The organism is Terriglobus sp. RCC_193, assembly GCF_041355105.1.
In the GTDB taxonomy this organism is placed as follows: Bacteria; Acidobacteriota; Terriglobia; order Terriglobales; family Acidobacteriaceae; genus Terriglobus.
Genome location: NZ_JBFUPK010000001.1, coordinates 1,738,693 through 1,763,715 on the forward strand (window position 1 = coordinate 1,738,693; position 25,023 = coordinate 1,763,715).

Below are 25,023 nucleotides of genomic sequence, written 5' to 3' on the forward strand. Positions count from 1 at the left end.
TCACCACAGCGATAACACTCCAAACATGTCTCGACATGTCCTGGACATTCCATGCTTTGAAGGAGGCGCCATGCGCAAAATAATCCTGCTTTCGTTACTCGCTCTTCCGCTCGCGGCACAGCAGCCGAAGATTCAGAATGGGCAGTTCAGCGTCGCATCCACGTCAAATCTGACGAGTGAAATCAACGCACTCAAATCCGCCAACACCGTTTCGTGGTTGACCTACACCATTCCTACTTCACGCAAAATCCAGAACGGCTGGAACCCCGACAGCGTGGCATACCTTGAGAGCGATCATGATCGCGATAGAAACGATCAGAACGACAATACGCATGAGTCGTATCGTGCACTCCTTCTACTGCGCGTCGCTGACCATGCAGTGCAGGCCATCCGCGTGGAAGACCCGGAACGCAAACTGGATGCAGGTGGAACCAAGGTCGAGTTTCTGCCAACGGTTGATCCTACTCAAAGCATTGCATTGCTTCAGTCTCTGGCAGAAGAAGCCGCATCAAATAAACTGCGCGACAGTTCCATCTTTGCCATCAGCCTTCACAATGCAAACGCAACTGTACCTGCGCTGGTAGCGCTCGGTTCTGCAAATCATGATTTGCAGGTTCGTGAGAAGGCTGCTTTCTGGCTCAGCACACAGCATGGCAAAGCGGCACTTCCGACCCTCGATAACTGGCTGCGCGACGATAAGGATGATCGTTTTCGTGAGAAGCTGACCTTCGATCTTACGTTGACTCGCGAGCCCTCCGCGGCAGATATCCTGATCCGCACGGCGCATCAGGACACATCGTCGAAGGTGCGCAAACAAGCCCAGTTCTGGATGGCAAACATTGCTGGCAAGCGTGTTGCCGGCAGTCTGAGCGATTCGGCGAAAAACGATCCTGATGAAAGCGTGCGTAAATCCGCTGTGTTCGCTCTGTCGAGACTGCCGAATGAAGAAGGTACTCCACGCCTTATTGAACTGGCACAGAACAATAAAGATGCTGCCGTTCGCAAACAGGCGGTCTTCTGGCTGGGACAGTCCAACGATCCACGCGCACTGGAGTATCTGACGCAACTCGTAAAACAATAAGTGCGTGGTCCTCATACGAATCAATAACTGGGTAGGAATACGGATAAGGTCGCGCCTGCTCGGTCAGCCCTACGCAAAGAGCAATCGCATGCCTCACTTTGAGGTGCTGCTCCGTACCAGCAAACTGGCGGGTGAGGCGACAGCGAATGCTGTCGTTGCATCGCGCATCCTTTCCCTAAAATCTTTTCACCTCAACAGTTACCAACCGGCGGCCAGCATGACACGCAACGAACCGTAATACAACTGACTGGTTCGTCAGGCAAAGCAAAAGGGACAGACGATTCGTCTGTCCCTTTTGTTCTTCTGCCAAGACTACTGCTGTGGCTTGTCCGTTGGAGCTGGTGGCGGTGTCGTATCGCCTGCAGGCTTGGTGGAAGTCCCCGCGGCGGCGCCGCCGCCAGTCGCAGGCTGGCTCGGACCGTCAACCTGGTGCAAACGATCAGGAAGGCCGTTGTCATCCAGCGGCGCCGGCTTCTCAACTGTCTTCTCCTGCAGGCGTTCCTTGGTTTCGCCCTTCTGACGCTTCGGCTTTTTCTTCTTGTCGGCCGTGCTGCCATTCAAACCAAGCGCGCCAGACTGCACAGACTTATCCTGCTTCTCAACAGAGGTCGCAGCAATCGGCGTCGCCTTGGCCTTTTCGATGACCTTGGCCTTCTGTACGTTTGCCTTCTTCTGCTTTACTTCCACTGCGCGGCTGGCATAACGCGACTTCGCATGCTTTTCCTGCTTGGGAGCCATTGGATCGGTCTCATCCGGAGCATTTGCAGCGACAGTGTTCGTCGATTCCTGCAGGGGGCTGATGGCCTGTCCCGGAGCGGCCGCGCTGGTGGCAGCGTTTGCGGCATCACCATCGGCGGCGCCTTCCGGCAACGCTGTGCGCGGAGCCTGACCATAACGAATCTTCTCGCGCTTAATCTTCTTCGCCTTACCGTTCTTGTCCAACTCCTGTGTGGCTGGTGTCGCGGCCGCGACGGCTTGCACACGCTTACGCTCATCCATGCGCTGCTTTTCAACCTGCTTCTTCTTCGGAGCTGGCGGCACGTACGCGGAGAAGACGGGCTTCGTCTCCTTTGCGCTGGCGCCGCTGTCCACGAATCCCGGGCGAACGTCCAGGTACGCTTCTTCACGAAGTTTTGTCAGATAGGCGCGCAGAGCAGGCTGAATTGCTTCCTGATACATTGCGTTCTGCACGTCGCCTTCAATCTGCTCCAGCGGCGGCGAGCCTGCCTGCTGATGCTCCGTCACCTTTAGGATGACGTAACCCTGACGGGTACGGATGGGTTCCGTAAAACCGCCAACCGGCAGTGGAAATGTCTTATCTTCCAGTACCTGCGCCAATGCTCCATGCTTGAACTGGCCCAGATCGCCGCCCTGCGCCGCCGTGGGACCGCCCGACGAAGACTTGGCGGTAGCCGCAAAATCCGCGCCACCCTTCAGCTTGTCGTAAATACCCTGCGACGACTTCTGCGCTGCTTCAATCTGCGTATCGTCTGCATTTGCTGCGGTCGGTACCAGGATTTCCGACAGTCGCACCTGCTCCGGCTGAGCAAAGTCCGCCTTGTGCTGCTCGTAATATTCGCGCAGAGCCGGGCCAGAGATCTTGCCGCTCAGGCTGCGACCCACTTCATCGCGAATCACTTCGCTGGTGATGATGTTGTTGCGGATATTCGCCTTGAAATCTTCCACCGACAGGCCCTGCTGGCGAACCGCGGCTTCCAGAGCTTCCATGGACGGGAAGTTGTTCTGCTTGCGGATTTCGTCCATGCGGCGGACAACTTCGGTATCCGGATTCAGGCCGAGTTCCTTGCCCTTCGACAACAGAAGCTGCTGATCGATGAGATCACGCAGCAGATTCTTTTGCCGCTCAGCAGGGTCGCCACCGTTGCCGCGGCTGGATGCCAATTCCTGCTGCAACTGGTCCTCGGCGCGTTGGACGTCCGAGCGCGAAATGATCTGGTCATTTACGCGGACCACAATGTCTTCCACCACTGTCGCATTCGGCGTGATGGAGGGCGTAACCGGCAGTGAGAACTGCGGCGTCGGCTCTGCAATCTGCTGCGCCTGCGGCACGCCCGGCGACTGGTAACGCGGACGCGGCATGTTCTGCGGCGCGGTCTGAGCTACGGCCACGGCAGCGGTGGAGAGAAGAACTCCGGCATAGATGCCGGCGCGGAACAGCCTGTTCAATTCGGTCATGCGTACCTGCGGAGAGACTTGGAAACGGGCACACTGACCCGCACGGTGTTAGACGAGCGAAGGCAAACCATCGTCATCGTCCAAACCATCTTCCCATTCTACAAGTCCCGGAGCGGATAAAGGGGACGCTGCCGTGTTTCGCAGGATAGAAATCGACGTGGCTCCCTCCCCGCACCGGGTGACATACCGGTGCTATACTCCGTCATACTCTGGAGCGCTCCTCGCGATCTGGAGGAGTGGTCGAAGCAGCAAGCTGAGGTTCCGATACCGCATGTCCACACGCACCCGCCGCGCCGTAGTTTCTCTCTCGCTGTTCTTCGCCACGTGCGCGGTCGGCGGCTCGCTGGTGAACAACAGCGTGAACGCCCAGTCCACCACGGACGAGAGTGCCGTTCGCGACAGCCTGCATCAGTTTACGGACGTATATTCCCTGGTGGAGCAGAATTACGCGGATAAGCTGGACAAGGACCATGTCGACAAGATCATCTATGACGGCGCAATCCCGAGCATGCTGCACGTGCTGGACCCCCACTCCAACTTCTACGATCCAAAGGCTTACGCGCAGATGCGCGAGGACCAGCACGGCCGCTACTATGGCGTGGGTATGCACATCCAGCCGCAGCTTAATAAGGACGGCGTGCAGCGCGTGATCGTCATGGACACCTTTGACGGCTCGCCCGCCTTCAAATCCGGCATCCGCCCCGGTGACGCCATCTTGACCATCGACGGCAAGAATGCCGACGGCATGGATTCCCTCGCAGTCAGCAACCTGCTGAAAGGCGCCAAGGGAACCCACGTTACCGTGCAGATGCTGCGCGAAGGACAGGACAAGCCCATCAGCTTTGATCTGGTGCGCGACGAGATTCCCCGTCCCTCAGTCGATCTGGCCGATTTCGTCCGTCCCGGCATTGGTTATATTCACGTCACGCAATTCATGGAAACCACCTCGCATGAAGTGGGCGATGCACTGGCTAAGTTTGGCCCCGATCTTCAGGGTCTGATTATCGATCTGCGCGGCAACCCCGGCGGTCTGCTGAATGAAGCCGTAGCCATGAGCGACAAGTTCCTGACCAAGGGCGACATCGTCGTCAGCCAAAAGGGACGCAGCTTCCAGGATGTCGTCTATCGCGCCAACCACGGCGAGCAGGGCAAGCGTTATCCCATCATCGTTCTGGTGAACCGCAACACGGCATCTGCGGCAGAGATCGTCTCTGGTGCGTTGCAGGATCATGATCGTGCGCTGATTGTGGGCGAAACCACCTTCGGCAAGGGACTGGTGCAGACCGTCTTCCAGATCGCCGAAAACACCGGCCTCGCCCTGACGACCTATCACTACTACACGCCAAGCGGACGCCTCATCCAGCGTGATTACAACGGTGTTTCACTGTACGACTACTATTACGTCCGCAACGACGCCAAGCCGGCCGACAAGTCCAACCTTGAGGTAAAGCAGACAGACAGTGGTCGTACGGTCTACGGTGGTGGCGGCATTACGCCCGACGAGGCGATTCAATCGCCTCGTGCAAATTCCTTCCAGGGCACGATGCTTTCGCACGGTGTCTTCTTCGATTACATGAAGCGCTACCTTGGACATCACACCGTATCGAAGGACTTCGTCGTGGATGATGCGGCGTTGGCCGACTTCAAGAGCTATCTGAAGGCCGAAAAGATCGACTACACAGATGCGGACTTCAACACGAATCAGACGTGGCTGAAGACCAACATCCGCAGCCAGCTTTTCATCTCGCAGTTCGGTGCAAACGCCGGTTTCAAGGTCGCTCGTGACGAAGACCCGGCTCTTGCCAAAGCTCTCACCTTCATGCCGGAAGCCCTGGCACTGGAAGAGCGCAGCGACAAGTCTCGCGAGACCAAGACAGCAAGCATCCAGTAATTCACTGCAACGCCATGAACAGAAAGGCCGCCACGACTGGCGGCTTTTCTGTTGTGCGCTTAGTTATGAATCGTCACGCTGCGAATGACAACCGGTGTTAGAGGGCGGTTGTGTTCATCACGCGGCACACATGCGATTGCCTCGATGCGTTTCACAGATGCCTCATCACACTGCCCGATAATGGTGAACCCGCCATCCAGGCGATGCATTGGATGCTCTGAGAAAAAGAGTTCGCTGTTGTTCGTGTCTTTACCGTTGTTGCCAAAGGCAAGGCGTCCCGGACGATCGTAAGTAAGCCCCGGCGTGTCTTCATTCTTAAAGCGAAATCCAATGTCCGTTGCGCCGCTGGGGTCGTTGGTGATGTCGCCTGTCTGGATAACGAAATCCGGTAGAACACGGTCGAAAATCATCCCATCGTAAAAGCGCACACCATGCTCCACGGCATGCGTTTTAGGATTCGTCCAGTCCTTCGTTCCATCCGCCAATCCAAGAAAGGTCTGCACCGCAATAGGCGATTCCTTTTCAAATAAACGGCAGCTCAGATTACCCATCGAGGTATGAAAGACCGCCACGCGACCTGTTGGTTCCGGCCCCTGCAACTTCGCTTGTGCAACAGGAGACAGAGGTGTCGAACTCAATGGTGGCGGTGCGGATGAATCATCGTCCACGATCGCCACACGAAGCAACTTCACGGCTGCAGAGGGATCATTATCTGCAGAAGTAAGACGATGCGAAATCTCCTGCACCACTTTCACAGAAGCAGCATCACACAGCCCAAAGATAGATCGATTCGGCGAATCGGATTCCGCATTGGCGTGATCCAGAATCGTGAATCGGGGCGTCATCTTCCCCTTCTCACCAACCATCGCCAGCAGTCCCGGTGCATCGAAGTTGCGATCACCCGGGTCTTCCAGGGGAGAATCTGCAAGCGCTTTCACCGTAACGCCAGTCCGCAGCCCTCCGGAGATTGCTCCCGAGCTGCCACGAAGCACCGTGCCGTCATAGAAGGGTTTTCCCGCATCACTGCTCCATGCGACGTTGCCTTTGGCCAATCCGACAAACATAGCGGTAGTTGCAGGCTTCCGGTCCGCGAACAGATGACAGGTCACGCGTCCCATCGAGGTATCCATGACAGCGAGCTGCGCTGAAAGACAGGGAGACACGGCTACTGCCACAACGGCAATAAGAGCAAGCGGAATACGCATGAAGCAGGTATATCGCAAGCGGGCTCTAAATGACCTGGACAAAGAAGGAACTGGAGCGGGAGACCGGGATCGAACCGGCGACATTCAGCTTGGGAAGCTGACGTTCTGCCACTGAACTACTCCCGCTCAGTGAAGGCGATTATAGCGCGACTGATCCGTAAGCGTCTTTGGGAAACGGACTCGTCGCGGGGCCCAAAGCCATTTGCCATTGATAGTAGCGATCCTGCTTTTTTCTTGACACGTTCAGCGGGCACCCCCTATAGTCAGCTAACGGTAACGTACACGGTCATAGAATAATGTACGTTCCAATAGATTCTGTCGAATTGGCTCAATCGATTTTGTCTCTTGGGAAGGTCTCTGAATTCATGACGTATCGGATCTCCTCCACTCAAGAGACGTCGCCCGTCTCTGTCACTCCGGGAAAGCTTCAATTGCCCACTGCGCCATCATCGGAGCAAGGCGAGGTGAAGGCATGGAGCGAGCCGGTGGACATGCTCACCTATCTGCCAGCTCCGCCAGACAAGAACCCACTGTTCCTGGAAAAGCGCGTGTATCAGGGCAGCAGCGGCCGCGTGTATCCCCTGCCGGTCATTGACTCTATCTCAACGAAGCCAGAGATGCGCCCTTGGCAAGCCGTTCACATAGAGAACGAGTTTCTCCGCCTGATGGTCATGCCGGAGATTGGCGGACGTATCCACATTGGTCTGGATAAGCGCACAGGCTACGATTTCTTCTATCGCCAGAACGTGATTAAGCCTGCGCTCGTAGGGCTTGCAGGACCGTGGATTTCCGGCGGCGTCGAGTTCAACTGGCCGCAGCACCATCGTCCTGCCACCTTTATGCCGGTGGAAGTCTCTATCGAACGATCTGACGATGGTTCGATCACCATCTGGTGCAGCGACCACGATCCCATGGCTCGCATGAAGGGCATGCATGGTATCTGCCTTCATCCGGGCAAGGCCTATGTTGAGGTGAAGGTCCGTCTTTATAACCGCACGCAGGACACCCAAACGTTCTTGTGGTGGGCAAACGTAGCCACGCATGTGCACGAGAAATACCAATCATTCTTTCCGCATGACGTGCGATTTGCAGCGGACCATGCCAAGCGCGCCGTCACGGAATATCCGCTGAGCAAAGGCCATTACTATGGCGTGGATTACGGCGAACGCGCTCGCACGGGCGTCCCCACGGACGAACGCCCTTCACACTTTGTCCCCGATGGTTCGTATCCGCCGAACGACCTTGGCTGGTATGCGAACATCCCGGTTCCCACCAGTTACATGATCGTCGGTTCGCGCGAAGACTTCTTCGGGGGCTACGATCATGCCGCAGACGCCGGTACCGTAGCCTATGCGGACCATCATATTTCTCCTGGGAAAAAGCAGTGGACATGGGGCAATCACGAATTCGGGTATGCGTGGGATCGCAGCCTGACAGATAGCGATGGTCCGTACATCGAACTCATGTCGGGCGTCTACACCGACAACCAGCCGGACTTCAGCTTTCTTGCTCCAGGGGAAACGAAAACCTTCAGCCAGTTCTGGTATCCGGTCAGTGCCATCGGCACACCGGATCTCGCGAATCTGGATGGAGCACTGCGTCTGGAAACCAATGCACACGACGTTACTGTTCACCTGCAGGTCACATCAGATCGTCCTTCAAGCAGAATTTCTCTGCTGCGTGAAGGGATAGAACTGGCAACCTGGGATGCTGACCTTTTGACACAGGAACCTCATCATTTCCACACTGCCATCGACTGTGCCATCGATGCACTTGAGATTCGTGTCTCGCAGGCAGGCCACGTGTTCATGCGGTATGCCCCCACAGAAATCGGTCCTGTCGAGCAGCCTGATGAGGCCACGGAACCACCGCTGCCGCAGGACGTAACCAGCAGTGACGAACTTTTTCTGAATGGCCTCCATCTGGAGCAATATCGTCATCCCACGCGTACTGCGGAACCATATTGGCTTGAAGCCATTCGTCGCGATCCCGGTGACAGCCGTTCAAACCATGCGCTTGGTCGCTCCTACATGCGACGAGGCGAATTCGACATCGCAGAGAGGTATTTGCGCACCACTATTGCCCGTTTAACCAGGCGCAATCCAAACCCGAGTGATGGTGAGCCTTACTACAATCTCGGGCTTACGCTGCGATACCAGGGCCGATTCGACGAAGCCTATGACGCCTTTTACAAGAGCACATGGAATGCGGCGTGGCGCGGAGCTGGCTATCATCGGCTTGCCGAAACTGACTGTACACACAAGGAATGGACAAAGGCGCTGGATCACCTTGACCGTTCGTTGCTTGCCGACGGCGACAATTTGAATGCGCTTAATCTGAAGGCTGTTGTGCTGCAGCGGTTGAACCGTTCCGGCGAGGCTGCGGCGCTCATTGCGCAGGTGCGCTCGCTGGATCCATTGGATGGGATGAGCCGTTTTCTGGAATCCGGACATGGACCAGCCAACGCACAAAACCAGATTGATATGGCGTTCGACTGGATGCGCGCAGGTCTGCTGGAAGAAGCTCTTCAGGCAATCAACGAAGATGTTCCGGATCACTTTGATGGCGGCGCCACGCTTCGCCTCTATCTGCGTGCTGAGATTCTCCGTCAGCTTGGTCGCATAGACGAGTCCGCAGCGATGCGACAGCAGGCTGCTGCAGCCGATCCTTCTTATGTCTTTCCCAGTCGTCTGGAAGAGCTGCTGCTATTGGAACGTGCCATCGCAGAAAATCCTGCGGACGCACATGCACACTACTATCTTGGCAATCTTCTGTATGACCGCCGCCGTTACAACGAAGCGATGGCACACTGGGACCGCGCCACAGAACTGGCTCCCGAGTTCCCAACTCCGTGGCGCAATCTTGGCTTCGCACGCTTCAATGTGAAACACGATGCAGAAGGGGCCGCCGCCGCATTTGCACGCGCCCGTGCGCTTGCGCCGCACGATGCACGTATCGCATATGAGCAGGATCAGTTGTGGAAGCGCATTGGTTTCCCTCTGGAAGAGCGCCTGAAGAATCTTCTCGATCACACATATCTGGTAGAGCAGCGCGATGACCTTTCCAACGAGTTAGCCACCTTGTTGAACAGCACTGGTCAACCTGCGCGTGCGCACGACCTGTTACTCAGTCGCAGCTTCGGTCCCTGGGAAGGCGGCGAAGGCCAGGTGCTGACGCAGTATGTCCGTTCCAACCTGCTGCTGGCACAACGAGCCCTCCATGACGGGAATGCTTCCGCTGCAGTTGCTCTACTGGAACTGGCGGCAAACCCACCGCAGAACCTGAGTGAAGCCAAGCACCTGTTAATGAATCTGAGCATGATTGATTACTGGATGGGCGTTGCACTGGCTGCTGCAGGAAATACGGCACGCTCCATAAGCGCTCTCGAACGAGCGGCCAATCAGAAGGGTGACTTTCAGCAGATGCAGGTGCAATCCATCTCTGAAACCACATACTGGACCGCCATGGCTTTGCGCACACTGGGACGCGAACAAGAGGCGAGCAATCTTTTCCGCGCGATAGACGCTTATGCATCGAAGCTCGAGTCGGAAACACCGAAGATCGATTACTTCGCGACATCGCTTCCGGCAATGCTGCTCTTTGAGGAAGACCTGACGGAACGCCAGAACATCACGGCACGCTTTCTACACGCGCAGGCACAGCTTGGATTGCGCAACAAGCAGCAGGCAAAGCATCTTCTGGAAGAAGTGATCGCAAAGGATCGCAGCCACACTGGCGCGATTGATCTTCTCACGACACTTTCAGCGAAAGAAGGTTGAGCATGCAAGGACCGGCCATCCACACGACAGAATCTTCGATCCTTGTGCCGGCGGAACGCAGCTTCTACGTGTGGATCATTGCGGTAGTGGCGGCGCTTGGTGGACTTCTTTTCGGTTATGACTGGGTTGTCATCGGAGGCGCGCGAGAGTTCTATGAGATGTACTTCCATCTCGTGTCCCCCTCGCTGATCGGCTGGGTGAACAGTTGCGCTCTTGTCGGGTGCCTCGCAGGCTCGCTTGCCGCTGGTTCCCTTGCGGAACGACTCGGACGCAAGCCCGTTCTACTTGTTGCGGCCGTGCTGTTCGCAATTTCTTCTGCACTCACCGGATGGTCTTACGTTCTATCCGCTTTCATCGCATGGCGCATCGTTGGCGGTATTGCTATCGGCCTCGCCTCCAATGTTTCGCCGCTTTACATCGCGGAGATCAGCCCGGCGGACCTTCGCGGCAGGTTGGTAAGTCTCAACCAGTTTGCAATTGTCATCGGCATTCTGCTGGCACAGATTGTGAACTGGCGCATCGCTCGTCCTGTTCCTTCGGGCTTGAGTGCAGCTCAGCTGATGGCCTCATGGAATGTTCAGTATGGCTGGCGATGGATGTTTACAGCAGTGGTAATCCCATCACTGGTCTTCACTGTGGCATCGCTCGTCATACCGGAGAGTCCGCGTTGGCTGTTGACTCGCGGACGAAGCAAAGAAGCACTGGAAACGCTGACGAAAATCGGTGGCAACTCCTATGCAGATGCCGAATGTTTCAATATCCAGACAGTCATCAACGCAGAGAGTGCCGCGGGACGTTCCACCTGGGGCGAACTTCTGCGAAGACCTGTGCGCCGCATCGTCCTCATTGGTATTGCGTTGGCCGTATTGCAACAGTGGACGGGTATCAACGTCCTCTTCAACTACGCAGCAGACGTTTACCGGAGCGCAGGCTATGGTGCGAATGACATCCTGCTGAACATCGTCATCACAGGCACAATCAATTTGGTATTCACTATCATTGCGATGCTTCTGGTGGATCGCGTAGGACGCCGAGGGTTGATGCTGCTGGGGTGTATCGGTATCAGCACCTCACACCTGGCATGTTCATTTGCCTATGCAAACCACTGGCCCGCCCTAACAATCCTGATTCTGACGCTGAGTGCTATCGGTTGTTATGCTCTGACACTTGCACCGGTAACGTGGGTCTTGATCGCAGAAATTTTCCCGAATCGCGTTCGTTCCCAAGCTGTCTCGATAGCAGTCAGCGCTCTGTGGCTTGCTTCATTCGCCCTGACGTATACCTTTCCATTGTTGAACAAGGCATTGGGAACGGGCGGAATCTTCCGTACCTATGGCGTGATCTGCCTCTTGGGTTGGGCACTGGTGTTCTTCTTTGTACCTGAAACCAAGGGACGCAGCCTGGAACAGATCGAGCGGGCACTGGCACGACAGTGAGAACTATCCTGTGGCGAACCAGACCACATCTGAAAGAAAACGGATTTCTACACGTCCCTATCGCTCTGCAGAAATTTCGGGATATCTCCTCTAACGGAGTGAGACAATGTGTCCCATCCCGTCAATCGCCAGGGTGAAGCAAGGAAGAGCATGTCTGAATCAAAGGGAACAGCCGGAATCAAAGAGATTGCGCGAGCACTGAATGTGTCCATCGGCACGGTGGACCGCGCATTGCATGGCAGAACCGGCGTTAGCGAAAAGACGAAGACGCGCGTGCTGCAGATGGCAGAGCGGATGGGATACACACCCAACCTTGCGGCACAAGCTCTGAAACTGAATCGCAAACTTTCCATTGCAGCAATTCTCCCGAAGCACATCTCACATTTCTTCGATCCTGTACGTGCCGGCATTCGTGCCGCAGCAGCCGCAACGGTTGGCGTTCAGGTTTCCCTGGAGTTTCACGAATATCCGCGGCTGGGCGTGGGAGATGTGGAAGCGTTTGAACGGGCCCTGAAGCGACACTATGACGGCATCATCTTTCTGCCAGGCGACACGCGCAAGTTTGACTCGCTGATCCGTACGCTCTCACGCAATGGCACTGCCATGATGTGCGTGGGAAGCGATGCGCCAAACACCGACCGCATGGGATCCGTGGCAGCGCACGCCTACGTCAGCGGCTCCATCGCAGCAGAGTTGTTGGCAATGAAGCTGCCACAGCGGTCGAACGTGGCCGTCTTCAGTGGCGATCTATACACCATGGACCACGCGGAAAAACTACGTGGTTTTGCAGCTACGCTTGCGGTACAGGCTCCGCACCTGATGCTGCTGCCAGCATTGGAAAGTCATGAACAACCCAGGCAGGCGTACCAGCAGGCGCTTACGCTGATGCGCAGCAAAGACCATCCGCAGGGGATCTACCTAAGCACAGCAAACAGCATGCCCGTACTCAAGGCGCTTGACGAATTGAAATTGCTTGGCAAGGTGCAGATCGTCACAACGGATCTTTTTCAGGAGCTGATCCCTCTTATCGAGTTCGGCAAGGTGATGGCCACCCTCTACCAGCGACCCTATACCCAGGGTAAGGTGGCGTTCGAAGCACTGCTCCGCTATCTGCGCGGTGATGATAAATCGCACCCCTACGTGCGACTCGCACCGCACGTCATCTTTCGCAGCAATCTTCCGCTGTTCTCCAGTCACATCGTCGATACCGATGAAGAGATCGAAAGCGAATTGCCATAACGTTCAGCTTGCGTCCTGCCGAGCTCTCGTTGTGTCTAGCATTCTGCAAGCCATGCGTAGGTGAAAGCTCTCCATGCCATCTCAGGTCCATCGCTGCATCCTGCAATCGGATCAACTCGTAATCGAAGTGCGGCCTCGCGAAGGTGGCCGCATTGCGTCGTTACGCAGCCTCGACTCCGGGCTGGAATTTCTCATGCAATCGCCACGAAACGAAACGATACCAACTCCCAACCTGAATGCGGATTTTCGCAATGGCCCGTGCGCGGGCATTGAGGAGTGCCTCCCCACCGTAGCCCGTTGCGATGCTTCTACCGAGGGAGGGCCCGCACCCGATCATGGCGATTTCTGGCAGTTGCCATGGCATGTGGAACACATGGACGACTGCAGTGCCATTCTTTCCGCAGACGGCTTCAGCCGCACGCTGCGTTTCACAAAGCATCTGCTAGTCACCGGCGATACGCTCCGCGTGGAATATTCTGTGACGAACATCCGCACCACTTCGCAATCGTTTCTCTACGCGTGCCATCCACTGTTTGCTGTGGACGAAGGGGATCTCATCATGCTGCCAAGCGACATCCGTTCGTTGCGGCTTGATTATTCGCGCGGCAATAGATTAGGAAAGCGCGGCGATGTGATTTCATGGCCCGTTACGGCATCGGGAATCAAGCTGGACCAGGCTGGCCGCGCAGACGTCGGACACGCCGATATGTTCTACACGGAACGCGTAAACAGAGGAGTATGCGGTATCCTTCGCTACTCCACGGGGCAAATACTTGAAGTTCTCTTCGATCCAGCCAGGCTTCCCTATCTTGGAATCTGGCTTTGCTATGGTGGATGGCCGGATGATGCAACAGAGCAGCTCCAATACGCTGTCGCCCTGGAACCCACCACGTCGCCTCACAACAGCCTGAATACCGCGCAGCAGGCACAAGCAGCGATGTCCCTCCAGCCAGGAAAAGTATTCCGTTTTGCTATCGCCTTTCGTGTGCGCCAAGCTCCCTCTGCACTCCTGGCCACGGACTAAGAAGCCTCCCTTCGGGTGACTTCTCTTGCTTCTTCAGAGTGAAGATTAGTGCGTCTCCGTGAGTACGAGCCCGGAGTAACTGCATCCAGCTTGATGAAATCGACGCCGCAGACGAGAACAGAGCGACAACCGAATCGATGTGCTCCTGCGCGCCGGGCTTCGAGAAATCGACCTTGTCGTGATACGAGGAGGGTAGGTTGCCCGCAAAGGCATTGCCCTTGGCCAAGGGTGCGCACCACGATATCCTGCATGTGATACGGCGTCCCCAGGATTAGATAGGTCTGGAATCAATTCTTTCGGTTCGCATAAACTCTGCGATCAGAAGCGGTTTCCGCATATCGTGTACGAACACGACATGCCAGCAAAGGATGGTACATCGTTGCTCACAAGTCCAAGTGATCTGAAATCCGCAACCATCTTCCCTTTTATTTATCCTTAGAATTGGTGAATTTCCCGAAACATGCATGTCTTCACGGAACGACCAGGCTGCCTTTAGTCGAAACGATTGTCAACTGTTATGCGACCGTATTATTGTGTACGTTACCGAAAGTCTCTCGCGCAACATGAAGGGCTATCGTCCAGGAGCATTCATGCACTGTAGACTCACCGCCTCGTTTCGCTATTCGGCCTGCCTTGCCATTCTTTCCGCAGCAACTGCATTGGCGCAGCACTCGACAGAAGCCATTCATGTAGACGATGTGAGTCATATCTTCCGTATTGACGCGGCTGATACCACGTATGAATTCGGCGTGAACGAAGATAAGCGACTGCAGACGATCTACTGGGGAGAACGCCTTTCGGAGAAGGATCATCCGCAGCCTCCGAAAGCCGCACCCGGCGTGGCGTCCTTCGATTCAACACGGAACACCACGCCTCTGGAATTTGACGCCTGGGGTGGTGGACTCTACGTGGAACCGAATTTGAAGGTCACCTTCCCGGACGGGAATCGCGATCTTGACCTGCGGTATATCGGCTACAGTACGCGCGATGGCGTGTTGTCCGTGCAGATGAAAGACATCTCTCTCCCGGTTGCCGTCACGCTGCAGTACAAGGTCGATGAAGCAACGGGTATCGTAGGCCGCCGCGCTCTTATTAAAAATGAGACTGCCAAACCCTTCGTCGCTGAATCAGCAAGCTCCGCCACGTGGAACCTGCCACGCGGAACAAACTACATCCTGCGATACCTTTCCGGTCGCTGGGCTGGCGAATGGACAGTGAACGATCAAACTGTGAAGCCGGGGAAGACGATTCTGGAGAGTCGCCGTGGAACCACAGGATCGCAGAACAACCCGTGGTTTTCCATCCGCAAAAACGATACGACGGAAGAGAACGGCGACGTATGGTTCGGTGGATTGGCATGGAGCGGTTCATGGCAGATCGCCATTGAACAGGATGCCGTGCAACAGGTGCGCATCACCGGCGGTTACAACCCCTTCGACTTCGGCTATCACCTGAAGGCAGGCGGAATGCTGGAAACACCCTGGTTTTATGCAGGCCATACCTCACATGGCTTGGGCGACGCGTCACGCAGGATGCACCACCTTGAGATGGACACATTGGTCCCCCGTGCTCCACACGAGAGGCCGAGGCCGGTGTTGTACAACTCGTGGGAGGCAACCGAGTTCAAGGTGAACGAAGCCGGGCAGGAAGCATTGGCGGAGAAGGCTGCCGCCATTGGAGCAGAACGCTTTGTCATGGATGATGGCTGGTTCGGCATGCGTAACAACGATCACGCCGGGCTGGGCGATTGGACAGTGAACCCGCAGAAATTTCCAAACGGACTGAAGCCATTGATCGACAAGGTTCATTCTCTGCACATGGACTTTGGCCTATGGGTTGAACCGGAGATGGTGAATCCGGACAGCGATTTGTATCGCAAACACCCAGACTGGGTGTTGAACTTTGCCGGACGTCCACGTACGGAAGGCCGCAATCAGCTTGTGTTGAATCTTGCGCGCGAAGACGTGCGGCAGTACGTCTACTCGTCCCTCGACAAGCTACTTACAGAGAATGACATTGCCTTCTTTAAGTGGGACTACAACCGCAATTGGTCCGAGCCCGGCTGGCCCGCAGTCGCTCCAGACGAACAGAAGAATGTCTATGTGGACTTCATCCGCAACTTCTACAGCATCCTCGAGGAATTGCGGAAGAAGCATCCTAATATCGAGATTGAATCCTGCTCCGGTGGTGGTAGTCGCGTTGATCTTGGAGTAATCCACTTGACCGACGAAGTTTGGCCCTCCGATAACACGGACGCCTTCGACCGCCTGCGGATTCAGTACGGGTTTACGCAGGCCTATGCTCCGGGCATCATGATGGCCTGGGTTACGGATTCACCCACATGGGTAAACCAGCGCACACTGTCGCTTCCCTATCGCTTCCTATCTTCGATGCAGGGTTCACTTGGCGTTGGAGCGAACCTGACGAAGTTTACTTCGGAAGAACTCGAGACATCGCGCAAGATGATTGCAGAGTATAAGAACCTCCGCGAAACTGTGCAGCGAGGTGACCTGTATCGTCTTATATCTCCAACCGATGGCAGCGAAGCGTCCGTAACAGAATCCGTTTCGCGCGATAGACAGCAGGCGGTCCTCTTTGCGTTTCTGCATTCGAGCACGGAACTGTATTCCTATCCGCGCATCTTCCTCCGTGGCCTCGATCCAGACCGCGTTTATACCCTCCGCGCAATCGAGGGCAAAGCCAATAGTGACACGCCCACATCAGCAACCGGATCATATTGGATGCATCGCGGAATCGATGTCGATCTGCGGGGCGACTTTCAAGCCACCGCATTTGTATTGCAAGGAGCAAGCCATTGAGTACCCGTCGTGAATTCCTCGCAGGGGCAGCTGCAGTAGCAGCCGTAACAGCCGGAAGGCCTCTCCATGCATCGGTATCTTCTACCGCAAACCCGACGACTACGCTCTGGTATCGCCAGGAAGCGAAGAATTGGCTGGAGGCACTTCCACTAGGCAATGGCAATCAAGGCGTCATGATTTTCGGTGGCGTAACAACAGAGCGACTTGCGCTATCGGACTCCACCGCCTGGTCCGGTGCGCCGAACGAACACTCTGTTAATCCAGAAGCAAAGGCGCATGTTGCTGAGATTCGTCAGCTACTGTTTGATGGCAAATACATTGAAGCGACGCAACTTAGCCGCAAATACATCGCAGGCAACGCTACGAATTTCGGAACGAACCTGCCCCTGCCCGATTTACTCATCGACTTCGAAACGCCATCTCATCCCATTACGGAATACCGCCGCGCTCTCACTCTGGACGATGCAGTGGCAGGAGTATCCTTCCAATCCACAGGACAGCAATACGCTCGCGAAGCTTTCGCATCACATGCACATCGACTTATCGTTTATCGCATTGCGCATCCTGCATCGTTCCACATTCACTTTGCCGCATCACAACTTCCCACCACGGTACACACCGAAGACAATCGAATGGTGTTGCGCAGCCGTGCCGTGGAAACGAAGCACAGCGATGGCAAGTCTGGTGTCAATTTCGAAATTCATGTTGAAGTCATCCCGCAAGGTGGGCATGTCGAGCCAAACCCCAATGGTATTGAGATAAAGGAAGTACACACTGCCACAGTCCTCATCGCAATCGCGACATCCTTCCACGGCAACGATCCGAATGCTGTCTGTCAACAAACGTTGGCAGCCGCGCGCGATGTGTCATACGACAAGCTGAAAGAAGCACACATCGCAGATTACGCGCCGCTCTTCCGAAGGATGTCCTTCCATCTCGGTGACGATACAAACGCAGACAGTCCGACTGACTTGCGCAGGAACGCAGTGAAGAAAGGTGCCAGCGATCCCGCATTGCATACGCTCTTTTTTCAGTTTGGGCGCTATCTTACAATCGCCGGATCACGTGCTGACTCGCAGCTTCCACTGGCACTGCAGGGCATTTGGAATGACGGGCTTGCTGCAGCCATGGGATGGACTGATGACTTCCATTTGGACATCAATACACAGCAGAATTACTGGGCCGCGGAAGTCTGCAACTTATCCGAATGCCAGATGCCGCTGTTTCGCTTTCTTGAGTTCCTGCGAATTGCAGGTCAAAAGCCGGCCAGGGAGATGTACGACGCTCCCGGCTGGATTGCACACACTGTCACCAACCCGTGGGGCTACACCGCGCCGGGGGATGTGGGATGGGGTAACGTTCCAGTTGCAGGTGTCTGGCTTTCGCTACAACTGTGGGAGCACTACCGTTTCACCAACGACACAGTATTCCTACGACAGACAGCTTTTCCTATCCTTCGTGATGCAGCCGAATTCTTCCTGGCATACATGACTACAGAACCTGCGCATGGATGGCTGGTGACAGGACCATCTGAATCACCAGAAAATGCGTTCAAAGATCCGCATGGCGGTAACGCCAGCGAGAGCATGATGCCCACAATGGATCGTGTGATGACCTTTGCGCTCTTCGATATCTGCGAGCAGGCTTGCAAGGTTCTCAATTCCGACATGTCACTCGTCGAACGAGTCAAGGTGGCAAAAGCTAAGTTGCCTCCACTCCAGATAGGAAGCCACGGACAATTACAGGAATGGCTGCACGACTTTGAGGACGCCTATCCGAATCATCGCCACACATCGCATCTGACGTCTCTCTACCCGGAGTCGCAAGTGGATGTACGAGCAACCCCCTCGTTAGCGCATGCCGCGGAGGTAACAATTCAGCGCCGTGTCGCAGCACCGGATTGGGAGCAGACGGAATGGGGCCGCGCCAATTTCATGGCCTTCTATGCGCGCCTGTTGAAGGGTGACGAATCGGTTCACTATCTTAACGATTTGCTCTCCCACGCCACCGCCGATAATTTGCTCACATTTTCTCAAGGAGGCGTCGCCGGAGCCGAGCAGAACATCTTTGCGATCGATGGTAATACTGCCGGAACAGCAGCGATTGCAGAGATGCTGCTTCAATCGCAACGAGGTGAGATTGAATTGCTACCTGCACTGCCAGCAGCATGGCCCAGCGGCGAAGTACGCGGTCTCTGCGGACGAGGAGGTTATATCGTCGACATTGCATGGCGTAACAGTGTGCTTGTCAGCGCAAGCATTCGTAGCCGCTTTTCTGGAGCGATTCCCATTCGCTATCGTGAATCAGTGAAAACGTTCCGTATGACCGCTGGCTCCACACTGCGGATCCGCCCAGCAATGTTCGATAAAGAGAAGAGCACGGCTAAAGCCGCCCTCTTACTTTGCAGGAAGGAAACGGATTGCGGCTCCGCCACCAGGCGCAAGGTTCAGGTTGAGTATTGAAGCAGACGTGACGGAAACCTTGCGAATGTTGACTTGCTTCGGTTGCGTTGCCGCGTCCGTCCCATCCTCATACACCTCAGCGATATAGTTGCCGGTGCCTAAAAACTTCAGCGGTACCTTCAGTTCTCGGGGTGTCCAGTTCGTCATGCTGCCCAGGTACCACTCATTGCCGTGACGACGCGCAACGATGGAGTACTCACTAACGTCTCCCCCCACGACATGTGTTTCATCCCATGCCGTGGGAACATCCTTCAGAAACTGGAAAGCGGCAGCGGCTTCTCCCTCATAGTTCTGCGGGCTGTCGGACACCATCGGGACTGGGTTTTCATACACAACATACAGAGCAAGCTGTTGCGCTCGGGTCCCCATCACCTGTGGCGAGGCATTACGGGCAACGAAGCTATCTTCTGTCTGACTGTCGAATGCGCCCGCGGTGTAGTCCATCGGGCCTGCAAGAGCGCGTGTCCATGCGAAGACAGATCGATCCACTGGGCTGTCGCGACGGCCCACCTTGTTGTTCTCAAGCCCCAGCACAGCCTCATAGCTCATCACATTGGGATAAGTGCGCATGATGCCCCACGGCGTATGGCATCCATGAAAATCCACCATCAGATGATGAGCAGCAGCTTCGCGTGCCACATCGTAAAAGAACTGAATGCCTTCTTGATCGTCACGGTTTACAAAGTCAATTTTCATACCCGCCACGCCCCACTTCTCATACAGCGGAAAGGCTTCCTTCATCTGTTCCATTACTGCAGCGGAATAAAGCCAGATCCATACCTTTACATGCTTCGTGGCGGCATACTTCACCAGTTCCGGAATGTCGACTTTCCCATTCATCTTTGTGATGTCGCCACCGGACCAGCCAGCGTCGAGGAAGAAATAGGGGAAGCCTGACTTAGCCGCAAAGTCCACGTAATACTTCATCGTCTCTGTAGTGAATTGCGCATTGCCAGATTCGCCCTTTGCGTTCACGTTATCAACCCACCAGTTCCACGAAGCCTTTCCCGGTTGGATCCAGCTTGTATCCTTCACCCGGCTGGGTGGATTCAGGTCTGTTTGCAGATTGCTCTCCAGCAGTTCTCCCGGCGTATCGGCAATGCCCAGCACGCGCCACGCTGAATGATGCGGTAGCGTTCCGGTAACCGCAAAGGATGGATCATCCCACCGCGGCGACAGTTTTACGCGAAGCATATGTCCTGCCCAGCTGCCGGTTGGATTCGTGACGTAGGCCGAGCTATTCCCTTCCAGGTCAGCTTCCATTAAGGAAATCCATGCATCGCCCGGTTGGTGCAGCAATGTAGGCATGCCGATAAGGAAATGGCTGGCAACGCCACCCTGATTACTCAATGCAGAAAGGTTATAGCGCACATATTCGCTCTCATAACTGGAACGATAATTCGGCAGCGCCAGCACCCATGCTGTATCGTCCTGGCTGAAGCGAAACTCCGTCTCTTCATTCCGCAAACGAAGTTCGGTATTGCCACGTGGCGGAGCAGGCAACACATAACGAAAAGCGATACCACTGTTATATGCCCGCGCTTCCACAACCAGACTGCGCCCGTTCCCATCATGTTCTCGTACCGTCAGCGAAAGCGCGTTATAGGCATCGTGAACATGGCTTACCTTCGAAAACATCAGCGGATAGTCATCGATCGCGCTCGACGATTTTGTATCCGCGATCGTTACGTTCTCTCCCAATGGAAGCTGATCATCCAATGCAAGTCCCATTGCGGAAGCATCAATGATCGGCTTTCCCTTAAACGTAACTGCATACTGCAATTGTCCGCTTCCCTGCGTTGCGAGTGGCTTCGATGTGTTCACAGAAAACGTCATAACCAATCGCCCATCGGGTGACTGCAAACGCTTGTCCTGGGCACGTGTTTGCTGCAATGCACTCAAGGCAATCAATCCAATCAGAATCCAGTGTTTCCTCATTACATGTCCTCTCACGTGCAGTTATCGCATATGTGAAGTAAGTGCAGTTACAGAAACGGACTGCATCCCACCATAAAGAACGGCAGGACGCAGACCCGATACGTCTTGTCCCAAGTTGGAGGTACTCCTGCTTAGAAGTAATACTTCGCCGCAAGCTGAATAAAGCGAGCATCCGGTGTGTTTGCGCCGAAGTTCTTCGGCCCGTCGATACGTCCGCCTGATACCGGATCATCATTCTGGACGCCTGGATTACCCCAGGTCGGGTGGTTGAATACGTTGAAGATATCGGCGCGCAACTGGAGACTCTGCTCCCGCCAGATGGTGAAGTTCTTGAACAGCGATACGTCGTTGCGCCAGTAGCCAGGGCCATAAACGATGTTCTGCTTACCGCCAAGGAACTGTGCCACCAGGTTCGGATCAGTCACACCCGATGCATAACGACAGGCCACGCCGTTCTGCACCGTACCAACAGGCGATCCCGGAGCGCAGATCAGGTTGCCCGCGTTCACCATTCCCATCGGCTCCGCCAGCGAACACGGGTTATACCAGTGCGCCTTGGTCTTCACCTGTGTGGGACAAGGTGTAGTGCTGCTCCCCAGTGTTCCCGGAATCCCTGTATCTCCTGTGCGGAAGGGATCGGTCACGAGTACCGGACGAGAACCAGCACCAGCGACATTCGATGTGGTTGTTCCCATACCGAAGGGTGTTCCTCCCTGTGCAGTAAAGGTGTCGCTGATCTCCCATCCTCCCAGCACAAGATCCATTGCGCGATTGCCCTTCATGTACTTCCGTCCACGTCCAAATGGCAGCTCATAGTAACCATTCAGTGTGACGCGATTGCGCACGTCGTACGACGAGTTGGTGTATTCGAACTTAGGCCCACCAAGCAGGTAATACGTACGGGTGCCAACAGCAGTGGATAAACCGCCCGAAGAACTGGTGTTGTCCATCGCATGGCCCCAGGTATAGGTAGCCAGGAAGTTCAACCCATTGGAAAAGCGCTTTTCCAGTTTGGCCTGCAGCGAGTTGTAACTGCTGTAGCCCGTGTACACCGTCGCGCCAATACCACCTAACGTCGGGAAGGGCTGATACGGTTGAGTATTCAATCCCGCCTGATAAAGCGCAACGTTCGAATTTTGCGCAAAGTAGGTTGTAAGATGCCGCGATTCGTTGCCAACATAAGCAATCGAGCTGACCAGGTTATTGGACAGTGCATACTGCACTGACAGGCTGTAGTTCTGGGTATATGGCGTCTGCAGGTTTGCAGATGTCGAATGGAACCCCGGAAACCCTGTTGCAGCAGTAACAGGTGTCAGTGTCGGCAGTCCTGATTCCAATGTGTAGGGGAATGGTGTCGAGCAGTTTCCTACAGTACAGCTTTGCTCAGGGAAGCTCTGGGAAAGGCTATATGGATAGTTCGCTCCCAGGTTTCCGTTGCCGTTGCTCTCCAGGCCACCGTAGAAGATACCGACACCGCCGCGAAGGACAGTTCTCTCATTTGCTTTGTATGAGAATCCAAAACGAGGAGCGAAGTTCGTCTTCTGCGAAGTGACCAGGCGGTTGTTTCCTACATACTGAATCTGGACATTGTTTGCAGCCAGCGTGTTGATGAATTCCGGCGCAAGCGCCACGCTCTGCTGCGACGTTGGCAACTGGAATACACCAGCTCCAGTTCCCGCTCCAACTGCCGTGGGAATGAAATTCGCCTGACGGTCACGCGACTCTGCCAGTGGCTGGTAAAAGTCCCAGCGCAAGCCAATGTTAAGCGTTAGGTTTGGTGTAAGGCGCCAGTCGTCCTGCGCATAGCCTGAGTTGTACCACTGCTGATCATGAATGCCTGGGGCATTCGTGATGTAAGCACTTGCTACACGTCCTGAGAGGAAATCCGCGACGCCGGAACTCAGCGAAGTTCCTGGAATTTTCGTGTAGTGGCCGTTGAAAGTGAAGTTTCCACGCGGACTGTCCGCATAGGTGTAATAGAAACGAACATTCTGGAACGCCACACCAAACTTCATGGAGTGCTTTCCTTTGATGTACGTCAGGTTATCCAGAATCTGATACACATTCTGCGACTCGCGCGATGTGCCCGTGGAACCGAATTGCGACAGGCCGACAGCACCCCCGATCTGCACCAGCGGGAGACCGCAGAATCCAGGAACGCACGGAACATTTCCAAACCCGAGCGAGCTGGCAATGGTTCCATTGAAACCATTCGGTGTGTCGAAGTTAAAGACACCCCAGTTATAGCCAAAGCGGAATTCGTTAATCAACGATGGCGTAAAGGTATGTGTGTAAGAGCCCATACCGTTCTCAGCAAGGTTACTCTGGATGTATCCACCATAGCCGCTACCGTCAAGAACAGGTCCAAGAGGAAGTGCGCTCTTCACGATCTGATGGACATAGCTGAAGCGCCCGTACACCAGGTCCTTGGGACTAGCGTTCCAGTCCACACGCTGATCGAACTGCGTGGTACTGTCCAGGCGCGGCACATTCTGAACGTAGTTCTGCTGTAGCCCCGTTCCGTTATTCGGAGTCGGATACATATTCAAAATGCGCAGCGCGTTCTGATCGATATCTGCGGTGCACATTACATTTTCTGCGTTTCCGCACGGAGCACCCAAAGCCACTGTCCCATTGGTATTCGGCTGCTTCAGGTGGATTGGCTGGTTGAAGCCGCTGACGGTTGGATTCAGCAACTCCGTAAAGTTACCCTGCCGCTCCAACGCAGATGGCACGTTCAGGCGGTTCACCTGTGCGTTGGTAATACGGTTTGCCTCAACGTCACCGAAGTAGAACAGCTTGTTTTTGATCAGCGGGAACCCGATGGTTGCACCGAACTGGTTCTGATGAAAGCGTGGAACGGTAAGGGCATTCCAGTCCTTCGCATTCATCTTGTCGCTACGAAAGTATTCCCAGAAATTGCCGTGAATCTGGTTCGTTCCGGACTTGATGCTGGCATTCATCACAGCGCCGGCAGAGTGACCAAACTCTGCGGAGTAATTGCTCGTCTGGATGTTGAACTCCGCCAGCGCATCCGGTGGTGGACGCTGCACGAACGTGGAGCCATTCAGAAAGTCCACCAGGTTCGTGTTGTTATCAACACCGTCAAGGATGAAGTTGTTCTGCGTAGCGCGCTGACCGTTGGCAATGAAATCTCCCTTACCCGATCCGCGTGTGTTGCCAAGGGAAGGAGTAACGCCATTGGTTAGCTGTGCAATGAACACCCAGTTGCGGCCGTTGAGCGGAGTTTCATTGATCGTCTTCGCTTCCACAACCTGGCCGACGGCACCGGTTTGCGTCTCAAGAAGAGGAGGAGCCGTCGAGACGGTCACCGTTTCCGACGCTCCGCCCACCTTCAGCGACAGGTTGACTCCCACACGAGCCTGGATGTCTACCTTGATGTTTTGTTGCGTGGTCGTCGCAAATCCGGCAGCAGTCGCGCTGACCGTATAGCTGCCGATCTTCACCGGCTGGAACGTGTAAAGCCCTGACGAATTGGTTGTTTGCGTAAGTGCAAGTCCGGTATCAACTGCGGTCAGAGTAACCGTCGCCCCCGGGATGACTTTCCCCGAAGAGTCGAACACGATTCCCGTAACGGCTCCCTGGTCTACCTGCGCCAGGAGCCTTCCCGCAGGAAAGAGAAGAACAATGAACGCAAGCAGCAATCCCCAATACTTGCTATGCGCCGCACCGCACCTCTGAGTTGTCAGTGTCTGCATGGTGGCCTCTCAAAGTGAACGCCTGCCGCGTCTGGACAACCATTCACAGTGGCAAACCGTATACGTTAACGAACTTTTATGTCAATAAAAATCCATCTATCTTTAAATTCCTAGGAAATAGACTATTCCGCTAACGTGTACGAACACGATTTTGTAGCTATTTCTTAAAATCTCTCCGGGCATCCATGTCCCGCACGGCCCTGCAGCATACAACTCACAGGTGTGCGTGCTCGC

General features: G+C 55.1%; 13 protein-coding genes and 1 tRNA gene. 9 read left to right on the forward strand and 5 right to left on the reverse strand.

Annotation, left to right across the window (positions count from 1 at the left end):
• Window positions 1-70: 70 nt before the first annotated feature.
• A complete protein-coding gene (locus AB6729_RS07300) occupies window positions 71-1,081 on the forward strand; it encodes a HEAT repeat domain-containing protein (protein ID WP_371080919.1) in 1,011 nt (336 codons plus the stop codon).
• A gap of 88 nt (window positions 1,082-1,169) precedes the next feature.
• Entirely contained in the window at window positions 1,170-1,319 is a 150-nt protein-coding gene (locus AB6729_RS07305; protein ID WP_371080920.1) for a hypothetical protein, read from the forward strand.
• A gap of 74 nt (window positions 1,320-1,393) precedes the next feature.
• On the opposite strand, the gene AB6729_RS07310 is transcribed toward AB6729_RS07305, so the two are convergent.
• Window positions 1,394-3,277 carry a peptidyl-prolyl cis-trans isomerase gene (locus AB6729_RS07310; protein WP_371080921.1) on the reverse strand — a complete coding sequence of 628 codons (1,884 nt, stop codon included), beginning with the start codon at window positions 3,275-3,277 and terminating at the stop codon, window positions 1,394-1,396.
• A 271-nt stretch (window positions 3,278-3,548) separates the two neighbouring features.
• Here AB6729_RS07310 and AB6729_RS07315 point away from each other — a divergent pair, with 271 nt between their 5' ends.
• Window positions 3,549-5,168 carry a S41 family peptidase gene (locus AB6729_RS07315; RefSeq protein ID WP_371080922.1) on the forward strand — a complete coding sequence of 540 codons (1,620 nt, stop codon included), beginning with the start codon at window positions 3,549-3,551 and terminating at the stop codon, window positions 5,166-5,168.
• A 59-nt stretch (window positions 5,169-5,227) separates the two neighbouring features.
• Here the strand turns inward: AB6729_RS07315 and AB6729_RS07320 are convergent, their stop codons facing one another.
• On the reverse strand, window positions 5,228-6,373 hold the full coding sequence (locus AB6729_RS07320; RefSeq protein WP_371080923.1) for a peptidylprolyl isomerase: 1,146 nt from the start codon (window positions 6,371-6,373) through the stop codon (window positions 5,228-5,230).
• A 51-nt stretch (window positions 6,374-6,424) separates the two neighbouring features.
• Window positions 6,425-6,499: transfer RNA gene (locus AB6729_RS07325), tRNA-Gly, on the reverse strand.
• A 239-nt stretch (window positions 6,500-6,738) separates the two neighbouring features.
• On the opposite strand from AB6729_RS07325, the gene AB6729_RS07330 reads away from it, so the two are divergent.
• From AB6729_RS07330 to AB6729_RS07355, 6 genes are all read left to right on the forward strand, one after another.
• A complete protein-coding gene (locus AB6729_RS07330; RefSeq protein WP_371080925.1) occupies window positions 6,739-10,152 on the forward strand; it encodes a DUF5107 domain-containing protein in 3,414 nt (1,137 codons plus the stop codon).
• Window positions 10,153-10,154: 2 nt separating this feature from the next.
• Entirely contained in the window at window positions 10,155-11,588 is a 1,434-nt protein-coding gene (locus AB6729_RS07335) for a sugar porter family MFS transporter (protein ID WP_371080926.1), read from the forward strand.
• 150 nt (window positions 11,589-11,738) lie between these two features.
• On the forward strand, window positions 11,739-12,827 hold the full coding sequence (locus tag AB6729_RS07340; RefSeq protein ID WP_371080927.1) for a LacI family DNA-binding transcriptional regulator: 1,089 nt from the start codon (window positions 11,739-11,741) through the stop codon (window positions 12,825-12,827).
• Between the two features lie 73 nt (window positions 12,828-12,900).
• Window positions 12,901-13,851, forward strand: a complete 951-nt coding sequence (locus AB6729_RS07345) for an aldose epimerase (RefSeq protein ID WP_371080928.1) — start codon at window positions 12,901-12,903, stop codon at window positions 13,849-13,851.
• Window positions 13,852-14,441: 590 nt separating this feature from the next.
• Complete coding sequence (locus AB6729_RS07350; RefSeq protein ID WP_371080929.1) at window positions 14,442-16,670, forward strand: alpha-galactosidase; 2,229 nt, start codon at window positions 14,442-14,444, stop codon at window positions 16,668-16,670.
• The gene (locus AB6729_RS07355) at window positions 16,667-19,132 is read left to right on the forward strand and encodes a glycoside hydrolase N-terminal domain-containing protein (RefSeq protein WP_371080930.1); all 2,466 of its coding nucleotides are present in this window, start codon (window positions 16,667-16,669) and stop codon (window positions 19,130-19,132) included. Before AB6729_RS07350 ends, AB6729_RS07355 begins: the two co-directional genes overlap by 4 nt.
• Here the strand turns inward: AB6729_RS07355 and AB6729_RS07360 are convergent.
• Window positions 19,067-21,070, reverse strand: coding sequence for a glycoside hydrolase family 97 protein (locus AB6729_RS07360; protein WP_371080931.1), 2,004 nt, complete (start codon window positions 21,068-21,070; stop codon window positions 19,067-19,069). The genes AB6729_RS07355 and AB6729_RS07360 overlap by 66 nt on opposite strands.
• Before the next feature lie 131 nt (window positions 21,071-21,201).
• The gene (locus tag AB6729_RS07365; RefSeq protein ID WP_371080932.1) at window positions 21,202-24,789 is read right to left on the reverse strand and encodes a carboxypeptidase regulatory-like domain-containing protein; all 3,588 of its coding nucleotides are present in this window, start codon (window positions 24,787-24,789) and stop codon (window positions 21,202-21,204) included.
• Window positions 24,790-25,023: the final 234 nt, after the last annotated feature.

Bases quoted from the DNA above. Each gene is read 5' to 3' on its own strand.
- AB6729_RS07300 (WP_371080919.1), top strand. From the start codon at position 71: ATGCGCAAAATAATCCTGCTTTCGTTACTCGCTCTTCCGCTCGCGGCA.
- AB6729_RS07305 (WP_371080920.1), top strand. From the start codon at position 1,170: ATGCCTCACTTTGAGGTGCTGCTCCGTACCAGCAAACTGGCGGGTGAG.
- AB6729_RS07345 (WP_371080928.1), top strand. From the start codon at position 12,901: ATGCCATCTCAGGTCCATCGCTGCATCCTGCAATCGGATCAACTCGTA.
- AB6729_RS07310 (WP_371080921.1), bottom strand. From the start codon at position 3,277: ATGACCGAATTGAACAGGCTGTTCCGCGCCGGCATCTATGCCGGAGTT.
- AB6729_RS07365 (WP_371080932.1), bottom strand. From the start codon at position 24,789: ATGCAGACACTGACAACTCAGAGGTGCGGTGCGGCGCATAGCAAGTAT.
- AB6729_RS07315 (WP_371080922.1), top strand. From the start codon at position 3,549: ATGTCCACACGCACCCGCCGCGCCGTAGTTTCTCTCTCGCTGTTCTTC.
- AB6729_RS07330 (WP_371080925.1), top strand. From the start codon at position 6,739: ATGACGTATCGGATCTCCTCCACTCAAGAGACGTCGCCCGTCTCTGTC.
- AB6729_RS07350 (WP_371080929.1), top strand. From the start codon at position 14,442: ATGCACTGTAGACTCACCGCCTCGTTTCGCTATTCGGCCTGCCTTGCC.
- AB6729_RS07335 (WP_371080926.1), top strand. From the start codon at position 10,155: ATGCAAGGACCGGCCATCCACACGACAGAATCTTCGATCCTTGTGCCG.
- AB6729_RS07320 (WP_371080923.1), bottom strand. From the start codon at position 6,373: ATGCGTATTCCGCTTGCTCTTATTGCCGTTGTGGCAGTAGCCGTGTCT.
- AB6729_RS07360 (WP_371080931.1), bottom strand. From the start codon at position 21,070: ATGAGGAAACACTGGATTCTGATTGGATTGATTGCCTTGAGTGCATTG.
- AB6729_RS07340 (WP_371080927.1), top strand. From the start codon at position 11,739: ATGTCTGAATCAAAGGGAACAGCCGGAATCAAAGAGATTGCGCGAGCA.